The sequence below is a fragment of the Ancylobacter radicis genome, assembly GCF_018449475.1.
GTDB lineage: Bacteria > Pseudomonadota > Alphaproteobacteria > Rhizobiales > Xanthobacteraceae > Ancylobacter > Ancylobacter radicis.
Genome location: NZ_JAHCQH010000015.1, coordinates 738,574 through 762,499, shown reverse-complemented (window position 1 = coordinate 762,499; position 23,926 = coordinate 738,574). Strand labels below are relative to the sequence as shown.

At 69.7% G+C, this 23,926-nt stretch carries 20 protein-coding genes; 8 read left to right on the top strand and 12 right to left on the bottom strand.

Annotation, left to right across the window (positions count from 1 at the left end):
* Positions 1 to 19: 19 nt before the first annotated feature.
* From KIP89_RS09570 to KIP89_RS09540, 7 genes are all read right to left on the bottom strand, one after another.
* Positions 20 to 1,033, bottom strand: a complete 1,014-nt coding sequence (locus KIP89_RS09570; RefSeq protein WP_213755134.1) for a hypothetical protein — start codon at positions 1,031 to 1,033, stop codon at positions 20 to 22.
* Positions 1,034 to 1,218: 185 nt separating this feature from the next.
* Positions 1,219 to 2,655 (bottom strand): M16 family metallopeptidase, encoded by a 1,437-nt coding sequence (locus KIP89_RS09565; protein ID WP_250152294.1) that lies wholly within the window; start codon positions 2,653 to 2,655, stop codon positions 1,219 to 1,221.
* Complete coding sequence (locus KIP89_RS09560) at positions 2,652 to 4,013, bottom strand: M16 family metallopeptidase (protein ID WP_213755133.1); 1,362 nt, start codon at positions 4,011 to 4,013, stop codon at positions 2,652 to 2,654. Before KIP89_RS09560 ends, KIP89_RS09565 begins: the two co-directional genes overlap by 4 nt.
* A gap of 291 nt (positions 4,014 to 4,304) precedes the next feature.
* Positions 4,305 to 4,970 carry a hypothetical protein gene (locus KIP89_RS09555; RefSeq protein WP_250152293.1) on the bottom strand — a complete coding sequence of 222 codons (666 nt, stop codon included), beginning with the start codon at positions 4,968 to 4,970 and terminating at the stop codon, positions 4,305 to 4,307.
* Between the two features lie 92 nt (positions 4,971 to 5,062).
* Complete coding sequence (gene lspA, locus KIP89_RS09550) at positions 5,063 to 5,560, bottom strand: signal peptidase II (protein ID WP_213755132.1); 498 nt, start codon at positions 5,558 to 5,560, stop codon at positions 5,063 to 5,065.
* A gap of 10 nt (positions 5,561 to 5,570) precedes the next feature.
* Positions 5,571 to 8,645, bottom strand: a complete 3,075-nt coding sequence (gene ileS / locus KIP89_RS09545; protein ID WP_213755131.1) for an isoleucine--tRNA ligase — start codon at positions 8,643 to 8,645, stop codon at positions 5,571 to 5,573.
* A gap of 137 nt (positions 8,646 to 8,782) precedes the next feature.
* Positions 8,783 to 9,844 carry a zinc-dependent alcohol dehydrogenase family protein gene (locus KIP89_RS09540; protein ID WP_250152292.1) on the bottom strand — a complete coding sequence of 354 codons (1,062 nt, stop codon included), beginning with the start codon at positions 9,842 to 9,844 and terminating at the stop codon, positions 8,783 to 8,785.
* A 113-nt stretch (positions 9,845 to 9,957) separates the two neighbouring features.
* On the opposite strand from KIP89_RS09540, the gene KIP89_RS09535 reads away from it, so the two are divergent.
* Complete coding sequence (locus KIP89_RS09535; protein ID WP_213755130.1) at positions 9,958 to 10,869, top strand: LysR family transcriptional regulator; 912 nt, start codon at positions 9,958 to 9,960, stop codon at positions 10,867 to 10,869.
* On the opposite strand, the gene KIP89_RS09530 is transcribed toward KIP89_RS09535, so the two are convergent.
* Together KIP89_RS09530 and KIP89_RS09525 are read right to left on the bottom strand one after the other, a co-directional pair.
* Positions 10,866 to 11,816: a bifunctional riboflavin kinase/FAD synthetase gene (locus tag KIP89_RS09530; RefSeq protein ID WP_213755129.1), complete on the bottom strand. Its 951-nt coding sequence runs from the start codon at positions 11,814 to 11,816 to the stop codon at positions 10,866 to 10,868. The two genes, KIP89_RS09535 and KIP89_RS09530, sit on opposite strands and share 4 nt — an antisense overlap.
* A gap of 59 nt (positions 11,817 to 11,875) precedes the next feature.
* A complete protein-coding gene (locus KIP89_RS09525; RefSeq protein ID WP_213755128.1) occupies positions 11,876 to 12,778 on the bottom strand; it encodes a TIGR01459 family HAD-type hydrolase in 903 nt (300 codons plus the stop codon).
* Positions 12,779 to 12,995: 217 nt separating this feature from the next.
* Here KIP89_RS09525 and KIP89_RS09520 point away from each other — a divergent pair, with 217 nt between their 5' ends.
* Entirely contained in the window at positions 12,996 to 13,628 is a 633-nt protein-coding gene (locus KIP89_RS09520; protein WP_213755127.1) for a MarC family protein, read from the top strand.
* A 21-nt stretch (positions 13,629 to 13,649) separates the two neighbouring features.
* Here KIP89_RS09520 and KIP89_RS09515 read toward each other — a convergent pair whose 3' ends face one another.
* The gene (locus KIP89_RS09515; protein ID WP_213755126.1) at positions 13,650 to 14,468 is read right to left on the bottom strand and encodes a Crp/Fnr family transcriptional regulator; all 819 of its coding nucleotides are present in this window, start codon (positions 14,466 to 14,468) and stop codon (positions 13,650 to 13,652) included.
* 250 nt (positions 14,469 to 14,718) lie between these two features.
* Between KIP89_RS09515 and KIP89_RS09510 the strand changes: the two genes are divergently transcribed.
* From KIP89_RS09510 to KIP89_RS09500, 3 genes are all read left to right on the top strand, one after another.
* Entirely contained in the window at positions 14,719 to 15,774 is a 1,056-nt protein-coding gene (locus tag KIP89_RS09510; protein ID WP_213755125.1) for a sensor histidine kinase, read from the top strand.
* Between the two features lie 142 nt (positions 15,775 to 15,916).
* Positions 15,917 to 17,290, top strand: coding sequence for a dihydroorotase (locus KIP89_RS09505; RefSeq protein WP_213755124.1), 1,374 nt, complete (start codon positions 15,917 to 15,919; stop codon positions 17,288 to 17,290).
* A 79-nt stretch (positions 17,291 to 17,369) separates the two neighbouring features.
* The gene (locus KIP89_RS09500) at positions 17,370 to 17,669 is read left to right on the top strand and encodes a hypothetical protein (protein ID WP_213755123.1); all 300 of its coding nucleotides are present in this window, start codon (positions 17,370 to 17,372) and stop codon (positions 17,667 to 17,669) included.
* Positions 17,670 to 17,676: 7 nt separating this feature from the next.
* Here KIP89_RS09500 and truA read toward each other — a convergent pair whose 3' ends face one another.
* Entirely contained in the window at positions 17,677 to 18,429 is a 753-nt protein-coding gene (gene truA / locus KIP89_RS09495) for a tRNA pseudouridine(38-40) synthase TruA (protein ID WP_213755122.1), read from the bottom strand.
* A gap of 287 nt (positions 18,430 to 18,716) precedes the next feature.
* Between truA and polA the strand changes: the two genes are divergently transcribed.
* Positions 18,717 to 21,677 carry a DNA polymerase I gene (gene polA, locus KIP89_RS09490; protein WP_213755472.1) on the top strand — a complete coding sequence of 987 codons (2,961 nt, stop codon included), beginning with the start codon at positions 18,717 to 18,719 and terminating at the stop codon, positions 21,675 to 21,677.
* Between the two features lie 141 nt (positions 21,678 to 21,818).
* Here polA and KIP89_RS09485 read toward each other — a convergent pair whose 3' ends face one another.
* Positions 21,819 to 22,235, bottom strand: a complete 417-nt coding sequence (locus KIP89_RS09485) for an Ohr family peroxiredoxin (protein WP_213755121.1) — start codon at positions 22,233 to 22,235, stop codon at positions 21,819 to 21,821.
* A 235-nt stretch (positions 22,236 to 22,470) separates the two neighbouring features.
* Between KIP89_RS09485 and ygfZ the strand changes: the two genes are divergently transcribed.
* Complete coding sequence (gene ygfZ, locus KIP89_RS09480; RefSeq protein WP_213755120.1) at positions 22,471 to 23,340, top strand: CAF17-like 4Fe-4S cluster assembly/insertion protein YgfZ; 870 nt, start codon at positions 22,471 to 22,473, stop codon at positions 23,338 to 23,340.
* Positions 23,337 to 23,921 (top strand): DNA-3-methyladenine glycosylase I, encoded by a 585-nt coding sequence (locus KIP89_RS09475; protein ID WP_213755119.1) that lies wholly within the window; start codon positions 23,337 to 23,339, stop codon positions 23,919 to 23,921. The genes ygfZ and KIP89_RS09475 overlap by 4 nt, the downstream gene beginning before the upstream one ends.
* Positions 23,922 to 23,926 lie beyond the last annotated feature (5 nt).

The following is a 23,926-nucleotide window of genomic DNA, read 5'->3' as shown; positions in this document are numbered from 1 at the left end:
CGACCTACTGCGAGCAGGTCTATTGCGAGAAGGTGCCGGCGGACGGCGCGGGCGCGCCGATCCACTGCGCGTCGCCGCTCGATGCAGGCGCACTTGCGGCCGGCGCGCTTGCGGCCGGAGCCGTGGCAGCGGGAGTGCTTGCGGCGGGAGCGGTGGCCGCCGGGGCGGGAGCTGTCTGAACCGGCGCCGCCGCCGCGGGCGCGGTTGTGGCCGGGGCGCTCTGCACCGGGGTGGTCTGCGCCGCCGGGGCGGTGCGCGGCGGGGTGGTGCTGGCCGCCGGCCGCGGCGTTGCCGGCGCCGCGCTGGTGGCGGGAGCGGGGCGCGGGCGGGTCTGCTGCGCCGGGCGCGGGCGCACCGGCTTCTCGTTCGCCCCCTGCGGGTCGAAGCCGATATAGACGACATATTTGTCGAGCACGTCATAGCTCGGACGCGGGAAGCTGATATCGTCAGCGACAAGGCCGAAATCGACCTGCAGCACGCTCTGCCCGATCTCGACCGGGACGGAATAGAACTTGGTCCAGATCGACTTGGGGGCCGGCCCTTCCTGCACCACGGCGACGCGGATCGGCACATTGATGCGCCCCGGCCCGCCCTTGGCGCCGAGCAGCACGCGGCCCTGTATGCCGACGCGCATGGTCATGTCGGGCGCCGTGTAGCGGCATTCGCGGGAGAACTGGCCCAGCGTCGCCTGATAGCGCACGCCGCCATCGGCGGGATCGGTCACCTGCCAGGCGGCGGCGCCGCCGCGCACCTCGACCGGCGGGCAGGAGAAATTGGAAGTGTCGCCGCCCGGCGTACCATTATTGGCCTGCGTCTCCGGGGCGACGGTGGTGGTCTGGATCTGCGAGCCGAACAGGCCCTGGTCGCCGGCATTGCCGGTGCCCATCGGGCCTTCATTGCCGCTGCCACCGCCCGTGCCCGCGCCGGCACAGCCGGCCAGCAGCAATCCGAGAGGCAGCAGGATCAGGGCACTCCGAAGACCCCGAGCCTCGCCCCCGCGGCGGCTCCGGTTCAGCAGTTCAGCTCCACGCATACGCATACTCCCCGCGAGGCTGGTAAGACGGCCATGCCCCGGCTGTCACCGGGTCTGGCCCTATCGACATCAATCGACCGGCGGTTCTTATAGCAGGCGATTGCGCGCCGGGGGAACCTGCGGCGGCGAGACTTTGCGCGGGAGGAAAATGCCACCGCGCCAGAGGTCTCTTCCAGCGCCGGGGATCAGCCGCCCTGCGCGCCGGGGATGGCTGTCGGGGTAATGCCGGTGGGCTTGCCGACCAGCGAGAACAGCAGGGCGGGATCCTCGCGCAGCCGGGCGGCCACGCGCCGGATGTCGTCCAGCGTCACGGCGGCGACCAGCGCGTTGCGCCGGTCGATATAGTCGATGCCGAGATTGTCGATCTGGATCTGCAGGAGCTGGGAGGCGACCTTGGCCGAGCTGTCGAAGCGCAGCGCGAAGGAGCCGATCAGATAGCTCTTGGCGTCCTCCAGCTCCTCCGCGCTCGGGCCATCCGTCAGCAGCTTGAGATATTCGGCGCGGATCAGCTCGATCGATTCGGCGGTGCGGTCGTTCTTGGTCGCCGTGCCGCCGAGGATCAGCGCGGCATGGTCGAGCGGGGCGAGATGGCTGTAGACCGAATAGGCAAGGCCGCGCTTCTCGCGCACTTCCTTGAACAGGCGCGAGGAGAAGGCCGAGCCGCCGAGCATGTGGTTGAGCACGAAGGCGGGAATGAAATCCGGGTCGTCGCGCATCAGCCCGATGCCGCCGAAGATGACCGAGGTCTGCGGCACGTCGAGTTCCTTCACCACCGTCGTGCCGAGCCCCTGCGGCACCACATCGGGCACCGGGGTGAGCTGGGCCTTGGCCGGCAGGGCGCCGAACATCTGGTCCAGCGCCGGGCCGAGAGCGGCGGCGTCGATGTCGCCGACCACGGCGATCTTGAGATTGTCGCGGGCCAGCGTGCGCGTGGCAAAGCCGGCAAGGTCGGCGCGGCTGATGGTCGGCACGCTCTCCAGCGTCCCGGCGACCGGGCGGCCATAGGGATGGTTGGGGAAGGCGGTCGCCGACCAGCCAAGGCTCGCCAGCGTCGAGGGATCGTTCATCCGGCGGCGCAGGCCCGCGAGCTGGCCCTGTCGGATGCGCTCCACCGCCTCGTCGTCGAAGCGCGGCGCGGTGACCGCGAGGCGCATCAGCTCGAAGGCTGGCGCGGTGTTTTCCGAGAGCGTGCGCAGCGAGCCGCTCACCATGTCGCGGGAAGCGTCGAAACGCAGCTCGATGGCCTTTTCGGCCATCCGGTCCTGGAAGGTCCGGGCGTCGAGATCGCCGGCGCCCTCGTCGAGCAGCGAGGCCATCAGGCTGGCGATGCCGGGCTTGTCGGCCGGGTCCTGCGCCGCGCCGCCGATGAAGGCGACCTCCATCGCCACCAGCGGCAGCGTGGTGTCATGGACCAGCCAGGCCTCGATGCCGCCCGGGCTGACCACGCGCTGAATGCGGGTGGTCTGCGACTGGGCCGGTGTGACGGGGGCGAGGGCGATGGTCATGACGGCAAGCACCAGAGCAAGGATCGTGGGAAGACGGGTCTTCAGGAACAGGCCGGGCGAGCGCCCGCCCATACGGGGCGGTAGCCGGCCAGCGGCGCCGGTCGCGGCGACGCTCATGAACGCTTCTCCGGCTGGGAGGCGGGCTGCGGATTGGTCGGCTGCGGCGCCACCTGGCGCAGCTCGCTGGTCACCGCGCGGGCGGGAACGAGGTAGCGCCGGGCGACGTCGCGCACCTGCTCGGCCGTGACCTGCTTGACCATGTCCGGCCAGATTTTCACGTCCTCGGCGGTGGAGCCGGTGGTGAGCGCGGCGCCATAGATGCGCGCCAGTGTCGCCTGATTGTCCTGCGCATAGATCGCCTCGGCGACCAGGCGGGTCTTGGCCCGCTCCAGCTCGCCCGCGTCCGGCCCGTCCTTGGCCAGCGTGCCGATAGCCTCGTCGAGCGCCGTCTCCAGCGCCTCCATCGTCACCGCGGGGCGCGGGCTCACGGACACGCCGAAGCGCGTGGCGTCGAGCGCGGTCGACTGGTACCAGGCGCCCGCATTGGCGGCGAGGCCCTTGTCGACCACCAGCGTGCGGTAGAGCCGGCCGGTGGAACCGCCGCCCAGCACCTGCGCGAGCACGTCGAGCGCGACGCTGTCCGGCTTGTCCATCCGGTAGGACGGCACGAGATAGGCACGCGAGAGGCTCGGCTGGCCGACGCGGGGATCGGCGAGAACGAGGCGGCGCTCGGCGCGCGGGGTCGGCTCCTGCGGCCGCTCGCGCGGCGCGGTCTCCGCCCGGCGCTCGACCTTGCCATAGGTGGCGTCGGCGAGCTTCTTCACCTCGTCCGGCTCGACATCGCCGGCGACCACGAGGATGGCATTGTTGGGCGTGTAGAAACGCTTGTAGAAGGCCAGCGCGTCCTCGCGGTTGAGATCGCGGATCTCGTCTTCCCAGCCGATGATCGGATGGCCATAGGGGTGGTTGACGAACATCGCCGCCTGCGACGCCTCGGACAGCTGCGCGGCGGGGTCGTTGTCGGTGCGCATCCGGCGCTCCTCCAGCACCACGTCGCGCTCGGGCAGCACCACCTCGTCGGTGAGCACGAGGCCGGTCATGCGGTCGGCCTCGAATTCCATCACCCGGCCGAGATGCTCCTTGGCGACGCGCTGGAAATAGGCGGTGTAGTCCTGCGAGGTGAAGGCGTTCTCCTGCCCGCCGAGCTTGCCGACGACCTGCGAGAACTCGCCGACCGGGTGCTTTTCCGTGCCCTTGAACATCAGATGTTCGAGGAAATGGGCGATGCCGGACTTGCCCGCCTGCTCGTCGGCCGAGCCGACGCGGTACCAGACCATATGCGTGACGACGGGGGCGCGATGGTCGGGCACCACCACCACCTGCATGCCGTTATCCAGCGTGAACTCGGCGACATCGGCCGCGCGGGCCGGCGTGTTCGAGGCGAGCGAGGCGGCGATCAGCATCACGGCGGACATCAGCTTTCCAGTCGACAGGGTTCCAGACGGCGAGTTTCCAGACAGCATGTGCGGTCACGGTATCCGATTTAAGCGTTGCCGGCGAAACCGGAAGGGCCGGTCCGCCAGGGAAGCGACAACTCTGCCACAGAACGCACGGCAAGAATGCGCCGCCGGTTCAATCCCGTGTGAGGCGTTGCCACGAAAGGTTGCCACGCGGGGCTGCCACGAGCGGCCCAGGGAGCGGCCAAACGAAAACGCCCCGCCGGGGTGCGGCGGGGCGCTTCATGAGCAAGCGGCCGGAGATGGCGCTCAATTGCGGTCGTTGTTCTTCTGCGTGCGGCTGAACCAGTCCGGCAGGTTCCACGCCTTGTCCTCGGGGCGCTCGGCGACCACGCCATAGGCCGCGCCGGGCGCCGGGGTCATCAGGCCTTCCGGCGGCTGGAACAGCGCCTCGCGCGGCGGTTCGCCCTCGAACACGAGCGGCTTTTCCTGCTTGTTGCCCCAGCCGAGGAAACCGGTCTGGCTGGGACGCAGCCAGTCCTCGCGGGAGGCGTTGTTCTTGGCCATGGCCTGGGCGTTCGGGCTCGCCGCACTCGTGTTGATGCCACGGGCGACTTCCGAGGGCGTCAGGGTGCGGGTCGCCTGACGGTCGCTGAACGGGTCGAGCGAGCTGCCGTTCTTCGCGGCGGCCTGCTTGCGGACGAGGTCCTCATCCTTCGGCCAGGCCGGATTGCTGGTGATGTCGTCGCCACTGCGCGGGGGCGGCAGCACGTCGCCCGAGGGCGGCACTACCAGCGGCGCGCGCTCGCGGTAATTGATGTCAGGCGGCGTCGGCGCGACCAGCCCGAGGCCGGTCAGCAGCTGGCCGGTGAAATTCTCCTCCTGCGAGAAGGCGGGCGCGGCGGCCAACAGAACGGCCGCGCCAAAGGCACCGGCCATCAGGCGGGCGCGCGTCGGGAAAGGTCGTTTCATCATCCGGTCGTCTCCTGCGGCATCGGAGGAAGCCTCGCCGGGCCGGTGCCCGGTGCGCTCGCCCCACAGGATGGGGCAGCGGGCGAGATCTCACGTCAGGACGGCGATTTTACGGCGCCGCCGCGGAAGGAGTCATACAGAAGCAGGCCCACCCCGGCAACAATGGCGACATCGGACAGGTTGAACACGTACCAGTAGAAGCCGAAGGCATGCAGCGAGACGAAGTCGAACACCGCGCCATAGGCCGCGCGGTCGACGGCGTTGCCGAGCGCCCCGCCGATCAGCAGGCCGAGCGCGGCGGCTTCCAGCTTGCGGTCGACCCGCGCCAGCCAGAACCAGAACAGCACGGCGGCGAGCAGCTTCAGCCCGCCCAGCAGCCACCAGCCATCAACGCCTTGTGAGAACAGGCCGTAGCTGATGCCGGTGTTCCACGCCCGCACCAGATCGAGAAACGGCGCGACCGTGACGACGCCGCCCGGCCCAAAATCGACGCCGTGCAGCACGGCGAGCTTCGAGCCCTGGTCGATGATCAGCGCGGCGAGCGCGAAGACGCTGCCATAGCGGGTGAGCGGGCCGGACAGAGGCAGCTTCATCGCGGGCGCGTCACTCGGCGGCCCGGCGGGCGTGGGCCAGCTCGCGCAGCGCCATGGCGTCGCGCGGGGTCACGTCGGGATAGTCGGGATCGGTGCCGACCAGAGGCGAGATCTTCCAGGAGCGGGCGCATTTATGCCCCTGCGCCCGCGCCGGCACCACTGCCACGCCCGGCACGTCGTCGAGCCGGAAGGCGTCGGCCGGGCCCTCATCCGGCATCAGATGCGCGTCGGAGGTGATGCACACTTCCGCCAGATCGACCGCGCTCACCGCCGCGAACAGCTTCGGGTCCGACACATGGATCACCGGCGCCGCCTCTAGCGAGGAGCCGATGCGCTTGGCCGCGCGCTCCACTTCCAGCGCCCCGAGCACGACGCGCCGCACCTGGCGGATCTTGCGCCATTCATCGGCCAGCGTCTCGTCGCGCCACTTCGCCGGGGTGTCCGGGAAGGCGATGAGATGCACCGAGCCGGCCTCGGAGGGGAAACGGGCCAGCCACGTCTCTTCCGCCGTGAAGGGCAGGATCGGCGCCAGCCACACCACCAGCCGGTTGAACACCTCGTCCAGCACGGTCAGGCAGGCGCGGCGCGTCACCGAGGAGATTGGGTCGCAATAGAGCGCGTCCTTGCGCACGTCGAAATAGAAGGCCGACAGCTCCGTCGTCATGAAGGCCGACAGGGCCGCGTGCACGCGCTTGAAATCGAACGCGGCGTAGGCCTCGCGCACCGTCTTGTCGAGCTCGGCGAGGCGGTGCAGCACCATGCGCTCCAGCGCCGGCATCTCGGCCAGCGCGATGCGCTCGGCCTCGCGGTAATGGTGCAGCGAGCCCAAAAGCCAGCGCAGCGTGTTGCGCAGCTTGCGGTAGGTCTCGACCGTGGTCTTGAGGATTTCCGGGCCGATGCGCAGATCGTCCGAATAGTCGGAGGCGCAGACCCACAGGCGCAGGATGTCGGCGCCGGAGGATTTGATGACCTCCTGCGGGGCGACGACATTGCCGACCGATTTCGACATTTTGCGGCCCTGCTCGTCGAGCACGAAGCCATGGGTCAGCACCACGTCATAGGGCGGGCGCCCGCGCGTGCCGCAGCTTTCCAGCAGCGAGGAATGGAACCAGCCGCGATGCTGGTCCGAACCTTCCAGATACATCACCCGGTCCGGCCCGCCCGAGAAGGCGCGGTCGGCCTTGAGGTCCTCGCGCACTTCCAGCGTGAAGGCGTGGGTGGAGCCGGAATCGAACCACACGTCGAGAATGTCGTCGACCTTGTGCCATTCATTGGCGCTGTAATCGGTGCCGAGGAAACGCTGCGCCGCGCCTTCCTGGTACCAGGCATCCGCGCCCTCGCTGGCGAAAGCCGCGGCGATGCGGGCATTGACCCTCTCGTCCTTGAGGATTTCGACCGTGCCGTCGCCCTTGTCGCGCACGAAGACGGCGATCGGCACGCCCCAGGCGCGCTGGCGCGAGACCACCCAGTCCGGGCGGTTCTCGATCATGCCGTTGATGCGGTTGCGCCCGGCTGCCGGCACCCATTGCACCCCGGCGATGCCGCCCAGCGCGCGGGCGCGCAGCGTGTCGCCCTCGGTGGACGAGCCGTCGGTCGCCGCAATGTCCTTGTCCATCGCGATGAACCATTGCGGCGTGTTGCGGAAGATGATCGGCGCCTTGGAGCGCCAGCTATGCGGGTACTGGTGCTTCAGCCGGCCGCGCGCGATCAGCCGGTCGGCGGCGAGCAGCGCCTTGATCACCGCGTCATTGGCGTCGCCGTCCTTGCCCTTGTCGTCCATGACGCGGGCGCCGGCGAACAGCGGCACGTGCTCGTAATAGCGCCCGTCCGGGCCGACCGTGTGCGGGACCTCGCCGAGCTTCTCGGCGATGTAGAGATTGAAGTCGTCGGCGCCATGGCCCGGCGCGATATGCACGAAGCCGGTGCCAGTGTCGTCGGTGACGAAATCGCCGGGCACCACCGGCACCGGGAAGTCGTAATAGCCGCCGACACCCTCCGTCCCGCTGAGCGGATGGGCGCAGACCAGATGGGTCGGGTCGACCTCCCGGCGCCGCTCGAAGGCGGTGACGCGGGCGGCCTTGAACACATCCGCCGCCAGCTTGTCGGCGAGGATGAAATGCTCGCCCACCTTGGCCCAGTTGTCGGCGGCGGCTTCCGTCACCTCATAGACCGCGTAGGTCACGTCCTTGGAGAAGGCGATGGCGCGGTTGCCGGGGATGGTCCAGGGCGTGGTGGTCCAGATGACGACGGAGGCGCCCTCATAGGAGGGGAACAGGTGGATGTCATCCGCCTGATCGGGTGCCTGCAGCCCGCCGCTCGCCACGACGCGCTCGCGATAGCCGGTAACCGGGAATTTCACGAAGATCGTGGTCGACTGGTGGTCGTGATACTCGACCTCCGCCTCGGCCAGCGCGGTGCGCTCGACCACCGACCACATGACGGGCTTGGAGCCGCGATAGAGCAGGCCGTTCTCGGCGAATTTGATGATCTCGCGGGCGATCTGCGCTTCCGCGTCATAGCTCATGGTCACATAGGGGTGCGACCAGTCGCCCTCGACGCCGAGCCGCTTGAACTCGGCGCGCTGGATGTCGATCCAGCCCTGCGCGAAAGCGCGGCATTCCTGGCGGAACTCGACGACCGGCACCTCGTCCTTGTTTTTGCCCTTGGCGCGGTACTGTTCCTCGATCTTCCACTCGATCGGCAGGCCGTGGCAGTCCCAGCCCGGCACATAGTTGGAGTCATGGCCGAGCGCGCCCTGCGAGCGCACCACGACGTCCTTCAGGATCTTGTTCAGCGCGTGGCCGATATGGATGTTGCCATTGGCGTAGGGCGGGCCGTCATGCAGCACGAAGCGCGGCTTCCCGGCGCCCGCGCGGCGCTGCTGGCCATAGAGGTCGATCCGCTCCCAGCGGGCCAGCAGTTCCGGCTCGCGCTGCGGCAGGCCGGCGCGCATGGGGAAGTCGGTCTGCGGCAGGAACAGGGTCGACGAATAATCGTGCCCCTGCGCCCCGCCTTCGCCGGCCTCTGTCGCGGCACCCTCGGTGGCACCCTTCGGGGTGCGCCCATCGCTGTTGCGGCTCGTCATGACGCGCTCCTTCACTCGCCGCCCGGTTTAAGCGCAGCGCCGAAGCGGTGCAAGGGCGGGATGGGGCGGCGCAAAGGGAACGGGGCTGACGGCGCGGCGGTGCGGCTCGCTGTCAGCCCCTATGAGCCCCTCGACCGCTAGTCGGGCGTCATCACGATCTTGCCGAAGGCGCCGCGATCGAGATGGTCGAGCGCGGCCGGCAGCGCGGCGAGCGAGTAATGGGCGTCGATCACCGGCTTGATCCCGGATATGTCCACCGCCCGCACCAGATCCTCCAGCGCCCGGCGGTGACCGACGCCGATGCCGTTGAGAGTGATCTGCTTCAGCATCAGCGGGCCGAGCGGCAGGCTGGCCTCGAAGCCCTCGATGATGCCGATCTGCGCTATCCGCCCGCCAATCGCCGCCACCTCCACCGCCCGGCCGAGCGTCGCCCCGCCGGCAAGCGCGAGGATATGGTCGGCGCCGCGTCCGCCTGTGGCCGCCCGCACCGCCTGCACCCAGTCGCCCTGCGTGCGGTCGATGCCGATGGCGGCGCCCAGCGCCCGCGCGCGTTCCAGCTTGGCGGCGCTGCCGGAGACCACGATGGTGCGGGCGCCCTGCGCGCGGGCGATGGCGAGCCCGGCCAGCGCGACGCCGCCCGTGCCTTCCACCAGCACGGTGTCGCCCGCCTTCAGCCCGCCGCGCTCGACCAGCCCGAACCAGGCGGTGAGCCCGGCGCAGGACAGCGTGCTCGCCTCGTCCAGCGCCAGCGTGTCGGGTGCCCGCACCAGCCAGTCCTCGGGCAGCGCCACATAATCCGCCAGCACGCCGGGATAAGCGCCGCCCAGTGACTGATAGGGCGGATGGGCCGAATCACCCTCCGGCAGACCGTCGATCCAGCCGGGGAAGAAGGTGGAGATGACCCGCTCGCCGGGGGCGAAGCGGCGGGCGCCGGTGCCGAGCGCCGTCACCGTCCCGGCAAGGTCGGAGGCCGGCGTGAAGGGGAAATCGAGCGGCGCGCCCATGCCGTCGGCGATGATCAGCTGGTCGCGGTAGTTGAGCGACACGGCGGCCATCTTCACCAGCACCTCGCCGGGGCCCGGCTGCGGCACCGGCACCTGCTGGAGTTCCAGCCGGTCACGGCCGAAGCCGTCCATCTCCCAGCGGCGCATGAGACCCGCCTCTGCCGTTTCCCCGCGCGAATCCATCTCATCCACCATCGTCGGTCTCCACAAAGCTTGAACTGACGACGAGCCTAGCGTTGAGATTTACGATCCAGTTGCGATAGAATTTCCCGACTTTGGCGATCATCTGGCGCCAATGGGAGACCTTCATGAGCGAGGTGCTGGCGGGCATCGACGTCTTCGTCGCGGTCGTCGAATCCGGCAGCTTCTCGGCGGCGGCCGGGCGGCGCGGCCTCACGCGCTCGGCGGTGGCCAAGACGGTGGCGCGACTGGAGGCGCGGCTGCAGCTCCGGCTGTTCCACCGCACCACGCGCAGCCAGACGCTCACCGAGGATGGGCAGCTCTATTACCAGCACTGCCTGCGCGCGCTGGACGAGCTGCGGGTGGCGCGAACCGCGCTCGATTCCGGCCGGCACGCGGCGGTCGGGCGGCTGCGTGTCACCGCCCCCCTGCTGTTCGGCCGCCGCTGCGTCGCGCCGATCCTGGCCGACCTGGTGGCGCGCCACCCCCGCCTCACCATCGACGTGCATTTTTCCGATGCGGTGGTCGATGTGCTGGCGGATGGCTACGACCTCGCCATCCGCAACGGCGCGCCGGGCGCGCTCCACGGCACCGGGCTGACCACCCGGACCCTCGGGCAGCAGCGCATGGTGGTCTGCGCCGCGCCGGCCTATCTAGATGTCCATGGCACCCCGGCGGACCTCGCCGATCTCAAGGACCATGCCGCCATCGTCTATGCGGTGGACGGCGGGGTGAAGCCCTGGGAGTTCCCGCAGGCGGACGGCCCGCCGCTGACGGCCACGCCGCCGAGCCGGCTGCGCTTCGACGATCTGGAAGCCATCGCGGATGCCGCGACCGCCGGGCATGGTCTCGCCTGGCTGCCCTGCTGGCTGATCCGGGATCGGGTGACTGCCGGCGCACTGGTGCCGCTGCTCAAGGCGCTGCCCGCCCGCATCTTCTCCACGCAGGCGCTCTGGCCGGCGGGTCCGCACATGCCGCTGAAGCTGCGCGTCGCGCTTGATGCGCTGGCCGCCGGGCTTCCCGGCAGCGCCGAACTTTAGGCGAGCGCCGCCCGGGCGCGGGCGCTGTCGATGTCCATCTGCGCGATCAGCGCGTCGATGCTGTCGAATTTCAGCTCGGGGCGCAGATAGGCGTGGAAGGCGACGGTCAGCACCCGGCCATAGAGATCGCCGGTGAAATCGAAGATGAAGCTCTCCAGCCGGGGGGCGCCGTCGTCGAAGGTCGGGCGGCGGCCGAAGCTCGCCACGCCCTTATGAGCGATGCCGTCAATATCGACCGTCACCGCATAGATGCCGTGGGCCAGCGTCACCGCCGGGTCGAGCCGCATATTGGCGGTGGGGTAGCCGAGCTCGCGCCCGCGCTTGTCGCCATGGATCACCTCGGCCTCGACCGCCCAGGGCGCGCCCAGCATGTGGGTGGCCTGTTCGACCCGGCCCTGCGCCAGCGCGGCGCGGATCACGCTGGAGGAAATCTGCGCCCCCTCGTCGAGCAGCGGCGGCACGATCTCGACCGGGAAGCCGTGGCGCTTGCCGGCCTCGCGCAGATAGATCGGCGAGCCGCCCCGGCCCTTGCCGAAATGGAAATCATAGCCCGCCACCACCATGGAGACGCCGAGCCGCCCGACCAGCAGGTCGGCGACGAAGGCCTCCGCCTCCAGCCCGGCGAGCGCGGCGTCGAAGGGCAGCACCACCGCGCCGTCGAGCCCGGTCTCGGCCAGCCGGCGCAGCTTCATCGGGTCCGGGGTGAGCCGGAACATCGGCTCCTCGGGCCGGAAGAAGGCGCGCGGATGCGGCTCGAAGGTCAGCGCCAGCGCCGGCCGGCCAAGCGAGCGGGCCTGGTCGATGGCGGTGCCGATGACCGCGCGATGGCCGCGATGCACGCCGTCGAAATTGCCGATGGCGATTACCGGGCGGGCCAGTTCCACGGGCAGCGGACCGGCCTCGCGCAGGATGCGGAACGGATGGGATGAGGCGGCAGCGTGAGTCATGTCGACCGGCACGAAGGATCAGGAGCCTCTTTAGTGGTCCCGCGCCGCATGGGCGTCAATCACCACGAAAGCCGCGTCGTCACCGCCGCCGGCTGTCCCGGCCCGTCGGCCATGAGGCGGGCGAGTGCGGCGGGGTCGACCTGCGCCCCATGCTCCAGCCCCAGCTCGCCGGCATGGATGCCGGCGGCAACGAACAGGCAGTCGATGCCGAAGCCGAGCGCGCCGGCAAGATCGGTGCGCAGCGCGTCGCCAATGGCGATCATCCGCGCCTTGTCGGGCGCCGCGCCGCGCAGGCGGGTGGCGGTGGCAAAAGCGGTCTCGTAGATCGGCCGGTGCGGCTTGCCGCAGAACACCACCTCGCCGCCAAGCTCGGCATAGGCCTCGGCGATGGCCCCGGCGCACCAGATGAGGTCGCCGCCACGCTCCACCACAATGTCGGGATTGGCGCAGATGAAGGGCAGATTGCGCGCCTTCGCGCTTTTCAGCGTGTCGGCATAATCGGCCGGGGTCTCGGTGGTGTCGTCGAACAGGCCGGTACAGACGATCAGATCGGCGCCGTCGAGGCCGGTCTGGACGAGGTCGAGCCCGTCATAAATGCCGAGATCGCGCTCCGGGCCGAGATGCCACATCCTGGCGCCGGGCCGCTCGGCGAGCAGCGCCATGGTCACCATGCCGGAGGTGACGATCGCGTCATAGGCGTCGCGCGGCACGTCGAAGCCGTCGAGGATCTGCGCCACCACATCGGCCGGGCGCGGCGCGTTGGAGACGAGGATCACCGTCGCGCCGGCCGCGCGGGCGCGCCGCAAGGCATCGCTCGCCGGGGCGGAACCCAGGACGCCATTATGCAGCACGCCCCAGATGTCGCAGAGCACGACATCATAGCGCGGCGCGAGCTCGGCGAAGCCGGGGACGATCGGCGGGGCGGCAGATGGGGCGGCGTGCGGGGCAGCGTGTTCTTGCATGGCCCGGCTCGTGCCATGGAGCGCCCGCGCGCGCAAGAGCCGGCGCGGCGGGCCAGCCATGCGCCGCGGGCCGCCTCTCGACCGCCGCCCCGCGTCTGCCCCTGCCTTGCTGCCCCTGCGCGGATTGGGCGCTGCCCGGCGCCGCTTCGTCGCGTGGACAGCGGCGGGGCGCTGGGCTTTGCTCACCCAGCGTGAGCCGGAACGCCTCGGAGCCTCCATGGACGTCGCCTTCGCGGCAAAGGTCTTTGCCGCCCTGTTTGCCATCATGAACCCGGTGGCCAACCTGCCGATCTTCCTGTCGCTGACCGGCGGCATGGGGGAGGCCGAGCAGCGCCGCACCGCGATCCTGGTCACCGCGACGGTGGCGACCGGCTGCTTCGTCTCGGCCGTGGCGGGGGAGGCGATCCTCGCCTTCTTCGGGCTCGACGTGAATCATTTCCGCCTGGCCGGCGGGCTGATCGTGCTGCTGATCGCCCTGTCCATGCTGCACGGGCAGGAGAGCGCCACCCATGGCGGCTCGCCGTCGGAAAGGGCGCAGTTCGCCAGCGCCGCCAATGTCGCCTTCTACCCGCTGGCGATACCCATCCTGCTCGGTCCGGGCACCATCTCGGCGCTCATCGTCTACGCCCATCAGGCGGCCGGCACGGCCCGCCTGGTCGCGCTCGGGGCCGGCATGGCCGGCTTCATCGCCGTGCTCGGCGCGGCGCTGATCGCGGCGCCGTGGATCGGGCGCGTGCTTTCGCCGACCGTGATGACGGTCACGCGGCGGCTGATGGGCATGGTGCTCGCCGCCATCGCCATGGAGATGCTGGTGGCGAGCCTGCGCGCGCTGTTTCCGGGCCTTGCCTGAGATCACCCCGCCCGAGCCCGCTCAGGGCCGGAAGGACGGTCCGTTGGTGATGATGCCGCCGCCGCCGGCGATCTCGTTGCCGGTCGGGTAGACGCCGCCCAGCACATCGTCGAAATGGCTGCGCACGACGCTGTGGCAGCCGCAGCTCATGGTGCGCAGGCGCTGCGTGTCGCGGATGGTGAGGCGCCCGCGCGAGGGCTCCACCGCGCCGCTCTCGCGCAATTGCTGGATCACCCGGCTGATATAGGAGCGCCCCACCGCCAGCATGGAGGCGAGCTGTTCCTGGGTCAGGCGGATATTCTCGTCGCCGGTGCGGTCGAGCGCGGCGAGCAGCCATTTGGCGGTGCGCTGCTCGATCGAGTGGGCGGCGTTGCAGGTGACCTGCTGGAACACCTGCGCCAGCAGGCAGTCGGCATAGCGGGCGAACAGGTGCCGCAGCGCCGGCGAGGCATCCTTGGCGCGCTCAAGCTCCGCCGTGTCGAGCCGCAGCAGCGGCCCGCCGATCTGCACCACGGCGCGGGCATAGGCCGGCAGCCGCCCCTGGCTGACGATGCCGCCGACCGCGCCTTCGCGCCCGATCGTGGTGACCTCCACCGGCCGGCCGTCGGCCAGCAGCACCATGAAGGAGACCAGCGTCGGCCCGCAGGGAAAATAGACGTGGCGCACATCGTCGCCCGGCTCGTAAAGCACCGCGCCGGCCGGGCGGTCGAGCCGGCGCAGGGCGCCGCGCAGCAGCGCGAAATCGCTCGGGCGCAGCGCGCCGAGCAGATTGTTTCCCCCCGAGGAAGGCTCGCTGAGCCCCCCGGCCTGCCCGTCATCGGCGGAGGTATCGCGCTTCATTGGATGGCCCTCATAACCGGTCCCAGAGACGTTCCACAGTACCTTCCGCGCGATAACGCAATCGAACGCCGAATGTTCACTACTGCGCAGAAGCCCGGTGACGGGCGCGGTAAAACCCGGCAGACTGTCGCACGGGCAAGCGGCGTCTCGGGGGTATTTGTTATGCGTCGCGATGACGGTCGATGCGCGGCGGCGGGCGTTTCCCGCCGGGCGTGGATTATGTCCCGTGTTCGCGGCGCGGCCATCCATCATGGCTGACCACCCGCCGGGCGCGCCGGCGGATTCACTGTTCTGGCGTCTGGTGCGGCTGGCCCGGCCGCTGCGCGAGAGCCGCCTCCTGGCGGACGCCTTCGGCGTGGCGATGTTCCTGATGGCGCTGGCCCTGCGCTTTGCCGTCGATTCTGTCCTGCCGCCGGGCTTTCCCTTCCTCACCTTCTTCCCCGCGGTGATTCTCACCACCTTCTTCTGCGGGCTGCGGCCGGGTATCACCTGCGCCGTGCTGTCGACCCTCGCGGCGTGGTTCTTCTTCATCGGCCCGGCCAGCAATATGGAGCTGACCGGTCAGGCGCTGATGGCGCTGGGTTTCTTCGTCGTCATCGCCTTCATCGACATCACGCTGATCCACTTCACCTTCGGCGCGGCGGACAAGCTGCGCGCCGAGCAGGCGGTCACCGCGCGGCTCTATGAGAGTCAGCGCACCATGTTCCAGGAACTCCAGCACCGCGTCGCCAACAACATGCAGTTCGTCGCCGCGCTGCTGACCCTGCAGAAGCGCAAGGTGACGGACGACCCCTCCCAGGCGATCAACGCGCTCGACGAGGCCCGCGCCCGGCTCGACACCATCGCCCGCATCCACCGCCGGCTCTACGCGCCCGAGCGGCTGGACATGCCGACCGGGCAGTTCCTGCGCGAACTGTGCTGCGATCTCATCACCGCCTCGGGCGGGCAGGCGATCACCTGCCAGGTCGAGGCGCCCGACCTGCCGCTCAACGTCACCCAGCTCACCACCCTGTCCATGCTGGTGGCGGAGATCGTCACCAATTCGCTCAAGCACGCCTTCGAGCCGGGCCGGCCGGGGGAGATCGCCATCACCGTCAGCCCGCGCGGCCATGGCCGCTACGAGATCGCCATCGCCGATGACGGGCGCGGCATGCCGGAGGAGCTGGATTCGGCGCGCAGCCGCGGCCTCGGCATGCGCATCATTCAGGGGCTCGCCACCCAGCTCGGCGGGGAGGCGCAGTTCAGCGCCCGTCCCGTTCCCGAGCGCGGCACGCGGGTGCGGGTGCAGTTCGCCGTGCTCGCCTGAGCGGGCGAGCTGCGGCGAGCCAGATCCGCGAACCGCATGCGCGAACCACAACCACGCGAGCGTTCATCTCCCACGTTCAACTTCGCCGTTTTATGGCGTATGAGCGCGGGAAGACGCACGCACCCATCACCGGCGAGGGACCATGACCGAGACATTCGATCTTCTGCTCAAGGGCGGCACGGTGGTGAATCAGGACGGCATCGCCGCCCGCGATGTCGGCGTGCGGGCCGGCCGGATCGCCGGCATCGGGTCGTTCGATGCCGCCCAGGCCGGCGAGACGATCGACTGCACCGGCCTCACCCTGCTGCCCGGCGTGATCGACACCCAGGTGCATTTCCGCGAACCGGGCATGGAGCACAAGGAAGACCTCGAATCCGGCTCGCGCGCCGCCGTCATGGGCGGCGTCACCGGCGTGTTCGAGATGCCCAACACCAACCCGCTCACCACCTCGGGCGACGCTCTCGCCGACAAGATCCGCCGCGCGACGGGCCGCATGCATTGCGACTTCGCCTTCTTCGTCGGCGGCACGCATGAGAATGTGAAGGACCTGCCGGAGCTGGAAATGCTGCCCGGCGCCGCCGGCATCAAGGTGTTCATCGGCTCCTCCACCGGCTCGCTGCTGGTGGCGGATGATCCGGGCGTGCGGGCGATCCTCAAGGTGATCCGCCGCCGCGCCGCCTTCCATTGCGAGGACGAGCCGCGCCTCGCCGAGCGCCGCCATCTGCGCGTGCCGGGCGATGCCTCGTCCCACCCGGTCTGGCGCGACGAGATCGCCGCGCTGACTGCGACGACGCGCCTCGTCAACCTCGCCCGCGAGGAGGGCAAGCGCGTCCATGTGCTGCACGTCACCTCCGCCGAGGAGATCGCGTTCCTGCGCGGCCACAAGGATGTCGCCACCGTCGAGGTCACCCCGCACCACCTCACCATGGATGCCGACTGGTATGCCCGCCTCGGCTCGCTGGTGCAGATGAATCCCCCCGTCCGCGACGCCCGCCACAAGGCGGCGCTGTGGCGCGGCCTCGCTGAGGGCGTGGTCGACGTGCTCGGCTCCGATCACGCCCCGCACACCCTCGAAGAAAAGGCCAAGCCCTACCCGGAAAGCCCCTCGGGCATGACCGGCGTGCAGACCTTCGTGCCGATGATGCTCGACCATGTGAATGCCGGCCGCCTGTCGCTGGAGCGGTTCGTCGACCTGTCCAGCGCCGGCCCCGCCCGCATCTTCGGCATCGCCACCAAGGGCCGCATCGCGGTGGGCTATGACGCGGATTTCACCATTGTCGACCTGAAGCGGCGCCAGACCATCACCAACGCCTGGATCGCCTCCAAGCCCGGCTGGACGCCTTATGACGGGGTCGAGGTCACCGGCTGGCCGGTCGGCACCCTCATTCGCGGCAACCGCGTGATGTGGGAGGGCGAGCTGGTGACGCCCGCCTCGGGCGCGCCGATCCGCTTCCTTGAGGCGCTGGGTGCCTCCACCGCGAGCCGCACGCCGACCCTGATCGAACGGCTCGGCTGATCCTGCCCCGCTGAGCGGGGCAGGCGGGAACTTTTTCCCCCATTTTCCGTTGTCACGGAATGGGAAAAGGTTGACCCGATTGATTGCGAAACTGTTCCGCCGGAAGACGGCAAAACCCGCCCAGCCGGAACCGCTGGTCATCATGCCGGTTCCGGCGCTGGTCGACGTGCTGGAAGAACTGGAAGCCGCCAAGGGCGCGCCGCTGAGCGAGGCCGAAGTCTGGCAGGCGCGCGACAATGCGGTCTGCGTGCGGGTTCCGCCCGGCGAGGCCGAGGCGATCCGGGCGCGCGAGCGTTTCCACATCGCCCCGCACACCGCCTGGGCCGACTGGTGCGCCTATCGCGACGCGCAGTCCGACTACAAGGCGGCCGCCCAGTAGGGCCCCCTCAATAGGTCACTTCCGCCAGATAAAGCCCGGCCGACGGCGCCATCGGCCCGCAGCGGGTGCGGTCCTTTGCCTCCAGTGCGGCGCTCACATCATCCGCCGTCCACGCGCCCTCGCCCACCTTCACCAGCGTGCCGACCAGGGAGCGCACCTGATGGTGCAGGAAGGAGCGGGCCTGCGCGTGGACGCGGATTTCCATCCCCGGCCCTTCGATCGGCACCGTCTCCACTTCCAGCCGGTCCAGCGTCTTCACCGGCAAGGCGGCCTGGCAGCCAATGGCGCGGAAGGTGGTGAAATCGTGCCGGCCGATCAGCCGCGCCGCGCCTTCGGCCATCGCCGGCGCGTCGAGCGGGCGCAGCACCCGCCAGGCCCGGTCGCGCTCCAGCACGAGAGAGGGCCGGCGGGCGATGATGCGGTAGACATAGCGCCGCCCGGTCGCCGAGAAGCGGGCGTGGAAATCGTCGGCCGCGCGCTCCGCCGCCAGCACGGCGATCGGCAGCGGGCGCAGATGCGCGTTGATCGCGTCGCGCACCGTGTCCGGCTTCCAGTCCTTGGCGAGTTCCACATGGGCGACTTGGCCCGTGGCGTGCACCCCGGCATCGGTGCGCCCGGCGCCCTGCACGCTCACCGCCTCGCCGCAGAACCGCTCCACCGCGCGGGCGAGCGCGCCCTGCACGCTCTCCCCCGCCGCCTGGATCTGCCAGCCGACAAAGGGCGTGCCGTCATATTCGATGGTGAGCTTGTAGCGCGGCATGATGGTTTCCTGCCCGCTCTGTAGCGCCCGCCGGGCCCGCCGTCACCTGATCCGAATTCTCGAAGCGCCGTCATGCCCGGCCTTGGGCCGGGCATCCATGATTTCCCCACTCTCGCACCGACAGACGTGGATGGCCGGGTCAAGTCCGGCCATGACGGTGTGAGCTCGGGAATCGTCTATGAGGGACAGCCGGCGCCCGCCCGCCGCTCCCACCCCCTTGCCCCGGCGCGGCGGGGGGGGCATCGTGCGCGCCCGTAACGGAGCCCTCCATGCCCGAGCATGACCCGCTGGAAGCCGGCGACCACGTCGTCCTGATCGACGGTTCCGCCTATATCTTCCGCGCCTATCACGCGCTGCCCCCGCTCACCCGCTCCTCGGACAAGCTGCCGGTCGGCGCGGTGGCGGGCTTCTGCAACATGCTGTGGAAGCTGGTGCGCGCCGGAAATAACGGCTCTGGCTTCTCGCCGAAGCCGACACATCTGGCGGTCGTGTTCGACATGTCCGAGCAGACCTTCCGCAAGGACATCTACCCGCTCTACAAGGCGCAGCGCCCGGACCTGCCGGAGGATCTGCGCCCGCAATTCCCGCTGATCCGCGAGGCGACGCGCGCCTTCGACCTCGCCTGCGTCGAGCAGGCCGGCTTCGAGGCCGACGATTTGATGGCGACCTATGCCGAGCAGGCCAAGGCCAAGGGCGCGCTGGTCACCATCATCTCCTCCGACAAGGATCTGATGCAGCTCGTCGATGACCGGGTGCGCATGTACGACCCGATGAAGGACAAGGCGATCGGTCCCGACGAGGTGCTGGAGAAGTTCGGCGTCGCCCCGGAGAAGGTGGTCGACGTGCAGTCGCTCGCCGGCGATTCGGTGGACAACGTGCCGGGCGTGCCCGGCATCGGCATCAAGACCGCCGCCCAGCTGCTCGGCGAATTCGGCGATCTCGACACGCTGCTCGCCCGCGCCGGCGAGATCAAACAGACCAAGCGCCGCGAGAACCTGATCGAATTCGCCGATCAGGCCCGCCTGTCGCGCGAGCTGGTGACGCTGAAGCGCGACGTGGCGCTCGACGTGCCGCTCGACGACATCGCCGTGGTCGAGCCGGAGGGCCGCAAGCTGATCGCCTTCCTCAAGGCGATGGAGTTCACCACCCTGACCCGCCGCGTCGGCGAGGCTTATGAGATCGACATTGCCGCCATCGACCCCGATCCCGGCCTGAAGGCGGGCGGCCACGAGAGCGGCCTCGTCGCCGCCGGGCTTGACCCGGGGATCCACGAGCCGGGCGCCACAGCGCAGATGGATCCCCGGGTCAAGCCCGGGGATGAGGGCGTACAGGCGGGCGCGCCCGCGCTCGCCCCCGCCGCACTCTCCGCCAAACGGCAGGCCGAAGCCCTCGCCACCCCGGTCGACCGCTCGAAATACGAGACCGTGCGCAGCCTCGCGCGGTTGCAGGACTGGATCATCAACGCCTTCGAGGCGGGCATCGTCGCGGTGGATACCGAGACCACCGGCCTCGACCCGATGACCGCCGAACTGGTCGGCGTCTCGCTCGCCATCGCCCCGAACGAGGCCTGCTACATCCCGCTCACCCATAAGGGCGGCGATGACGGGCTGTTCAGCGAGGGCCTGCTGGCCGACCAGATCCCGATCGGCGCCGCCATCGATGCGCTGAAGCCGCTGCTGGAACATCCCGGCGTGCTCAAGGTCGGCCAGAACCTGAAATATGACTGGCTGGTGCTGAAGCGGTGGGGCATCGAGGTCGGGCCTTACGACGACACGATGCTGCTCTCCTATGTGCTCGATGCCGGCGCCTCGCCGCACGGCATGGACCCGCTGTCGATGCGCTGGCTCGGCCATACGCCGATCAAGTTCGAGGAGGTGTGCGGCAAGGGCAAGGGGCAGATCTGCTTTGATCGCGTCGCGCTCGACAAGGCGACCGACTATGCCGCCGAGGACGCGGATGTGACGCTGCGGCTGTGGCGCGTGCTCAAGCCGCGCCTTGCCGCCGAGGGCAAGAGCGCCGTCTATGAGACGCTGGAGCGCCCGCTCGTCACCGTGCTCGCCCGCATGGAGGCGCGCGGCATCATGATCGACCGGCAGATGCTCTCGCGCCTGTCCGGTGAGTTCGCTCAAGGGATGGCGCGGCTGGAGGCGGAAATCTCCGCCATGGCCGGGGAGAGCTTCAATCCCGGCTCGCCCAAGCAGCTCGGCGACATATTGTTCGGCAAGATGCAGATTCCCGGCGGGCGCAAGACCCCGACGGGCGCGTGGTCGACCGGCGCCGACGTGCTGGAGGAACTGGCCGAGCAGGGCCATGAACTGCCCCGCCGCATCCTCGACTGGCGCCAGCTGCAGAAGCTGAAATCGACCTATACCGACGCGCTGCCGGGCTATGTGAACAGCCAGACCGGCCGGGTCCACACCTCCTTCGCGCTGGCCGCCACCACCACCGGCCGGCTGTCCTCCTCCGAGCCGAACCTGCAGAACATTCCGGTGCGCACCGAGGAAGGCCGCAAGATCCGCAAGGCCTTCATCCCCGCGCCGGGCTGCAAGCTGATCTCGGCCGATTATTCGCAGATCGAGCTGCGCCTTCTGGCCGAGATCGCCGACACGCCGTCGCTGCGCCAGGCGTTCCAGGATGGGCTCGACATCCACGCCATGACGGCGTCGGAAATGTTCGGCGTGCCGATCGAGGGCATGCCGAGCGAGGTGCGCCGGCGCGCCAAGGCGATCAATTTCGGCATCATCTACGGCATTTCGGCCTTCGGGCTGGCCAACCAGCTCTCGATCCCGCGCGAGGAGGCCGGCGCCTATATCAAACGCTATTTCGAGCGTTTCCCCGGCATCCGCGCCTATATGGACGAGACCCGCCTGTTCGCCCGCGACCACGGCTATGTGGAAACCCTGTTCGGCCGGCGCTGCCACTATCCCGATATCAACGCCAAGAACCCGTCGATCCGCGCCTTCAACGAGCGCGCGGCGATCAATGCCCGGCTTCAGGGCTCGGCCGCCGACATCATCCGCCGCGCCATGGTGCGCATGGAAGGCGCGCTGGAGACGGCCGGTCTGTCGGCGCGGATGCTGCTCCAGGTGCATGACGAACTGATCTTCGAGGTGCCGGAGGACGAGATCGCCGCGACCATCCCGGTGGTGCGCGCGGTGATGGAGCGCGCGCCGCTGCCCGCCATGGCGCTGAAAGTCCCGCTCAAGGTCGACGCCCGCGCCGCCCTGAACTGGGACGAGGCGCACTAGGGGACTAAAGGGTGCGCCGTCGCGGCATCCCGCCTCCAACCGCGTCATGGCCGGACGTGATCCGGCCATCCACGTCTTCCTTCGCACCCAAGTCGTGGATGCCCGGCTAGATGCCGGGCATGACGGCTTGCGAGACGGGCCTCAGCCGACGCTGAGTTCGACCGGGATGTTGCCGCGCGTCGCCTTGGAATAGGGGCACATCTGGTGCGCGGCTTCCAGCACCGTGCGGGTCTCTTCCGCGCTCAGGGCGGGGGCCTTGAGGGAGAGCTTGGCGGCGAGGCTGAAGCCGTCATCGCCCTTCACCAGCGAGACCGCGACCGTCACGGCGGCGCCGGTGACGTCCAGCTTCTTCTGGTGGCCGACCGCCTCGACCGCCGAGCCGAAGCAGGCGGCGTAGCCGGTGGCGAAGAGATGCTCGGGCGTCGTCTTGCCGGCGTCGAGCGTGCCGCCCTTGGGCATGCCGAGATCGACCGAAACCGAGCCGTCGCTGGTCTGCGAATGGCCGTTGCGCCCGCCAATGGCGGTGGCGGTGCCGGTGAACAGAACCGTGCCGGACATGAAAACCTCCTGATCTTGACTGGAGCACCCAGTCTAGGGCGCGCCTGTTGAAATGGTGCGACAGCGCCGGGAGGCAAGCGGGGCCGGCAAGCGGGGGCGGCAAGCGGGGCGCGGCGCGCCGGATCTGCGTCCTGAGCCGTTCCGTCTTTGTTCCTTTCCGCTTGCCCCCGCGCCATGCAGGGCTTACCTGTCCTGTCCAACCTGTATGCGACCCGCCAGACGAGGCCAGGCGCCCATGCCGATCGCTGTCCTACCCGCCCGTGCCGTCGCGCGCATTGCCGGGGCCGATGCCGCCCATTTTCTGGATAATCTGCTCACCGCCCGCGTGCCCGCCGCGCCCGGCGAGGCGCGCTACGCTGCGCTGCTGACGCCGCAGGGCAAGATCGTCGCCGACATGATCGTGCTCGCCACCGAGGGCGGTTTCCGCCTCGATGTGCCGCGCGCGGCGCTGCCGGACCTGCTGAAGCGGCTCCAGCTCTACCGCCTGCGGGCGAAGGTGGAGATCGGCCCGCTCGACGACCTCGCGGTCGCGGTGGCGTGGGGCGCGGCCGCCCCGCTGGTCGACACGCTCGCCTATGACGACCCGCGCCTTGCCGCGCTCGGCCGGCGCTTCCTGCTCCCCGTAGCCGAGGCGGCGCAGATCGCGATGGTGCCGGAGGATGAGTGGCAGGCGCACCGCGTCAATCTCGGCGTGCCCGAGGGCGGGCGCGATTTCCTCTATGGCGACGCCTTCCCGCATGAGGCGGATATGGACCAGCTCGGCGGCATCGACTTCGACAAGGGCTGCTATGTCGGGCAGGAGATCGTCAGCCGCATGCAGCATCGCGGCACGGCGCGCACCCGCATCATCCCCGTCGCGCTGTGCGGCCCGCCGCCGGCCGAGGGGACGCCGATCATGGCCGGCGGCAAGACCATCGGCCGGCTGGGCTCGGGCGTCGAGGGCCGCGCCTTGGCGCTGGTCCGGCTCGACCGGCTGGCGGAGGCCCGCGCGAGCGGGCAGGTGGTGGAGGCGGATGGCGCGGCGCTGGTGCCGGAGCGGCCGGGCTGGGCGCGTTTCGCCATTCCGGGGACGGAGGATATAGCCGGCACGGAGGACAGGGCGTGAGGGTGCATCATCATCCCGACGGCGTGACCCGCTGCGCCTGGTGCGGCACCGATCCGTTCTATATGGCCTATCACGACACCGAATGGGGCGTGCCGGAATATGACGACCGCGCTCTGTTCGAAAAGCTGATCCTCGACGGCTTTCAGGCCGGCCTCGCCTGGATCACCATTTTGCGCAAGCGCGACGGCTTCCGCGCGGCGTTTGACGGCTTCAACCCGGAGATCATCGCCCGCTACACGCCCGACAAGGTCGAGGCGCTCATGCAGGATTCCGGCATCGTCCGCAACCGCTCCAAGATCGTCTCGACCATCCGCTCGGCGCAGGTCTGGCTCGATATCCAGGAGCGCGGGCCGGGTTTCTCCGCGCTGCTCTGGGGTATCAACGGCCCGGTGCTGGACAATGCCCGCGCGCCGGACGATCCGCCGCTGGTCACCTCGGAGGTGGCGCAGGCCATGTCGAAGGAGCTGAAGGCGCGCGGCTTCAACTTTGTCGGCCCGACCATCGTCTACGCCTTCATGCAGGCGGTCGGCATGGTCGACGACCACGCGGTGACCTGCCACCGCCATGGCGCCCGGTCCTGAGGCGC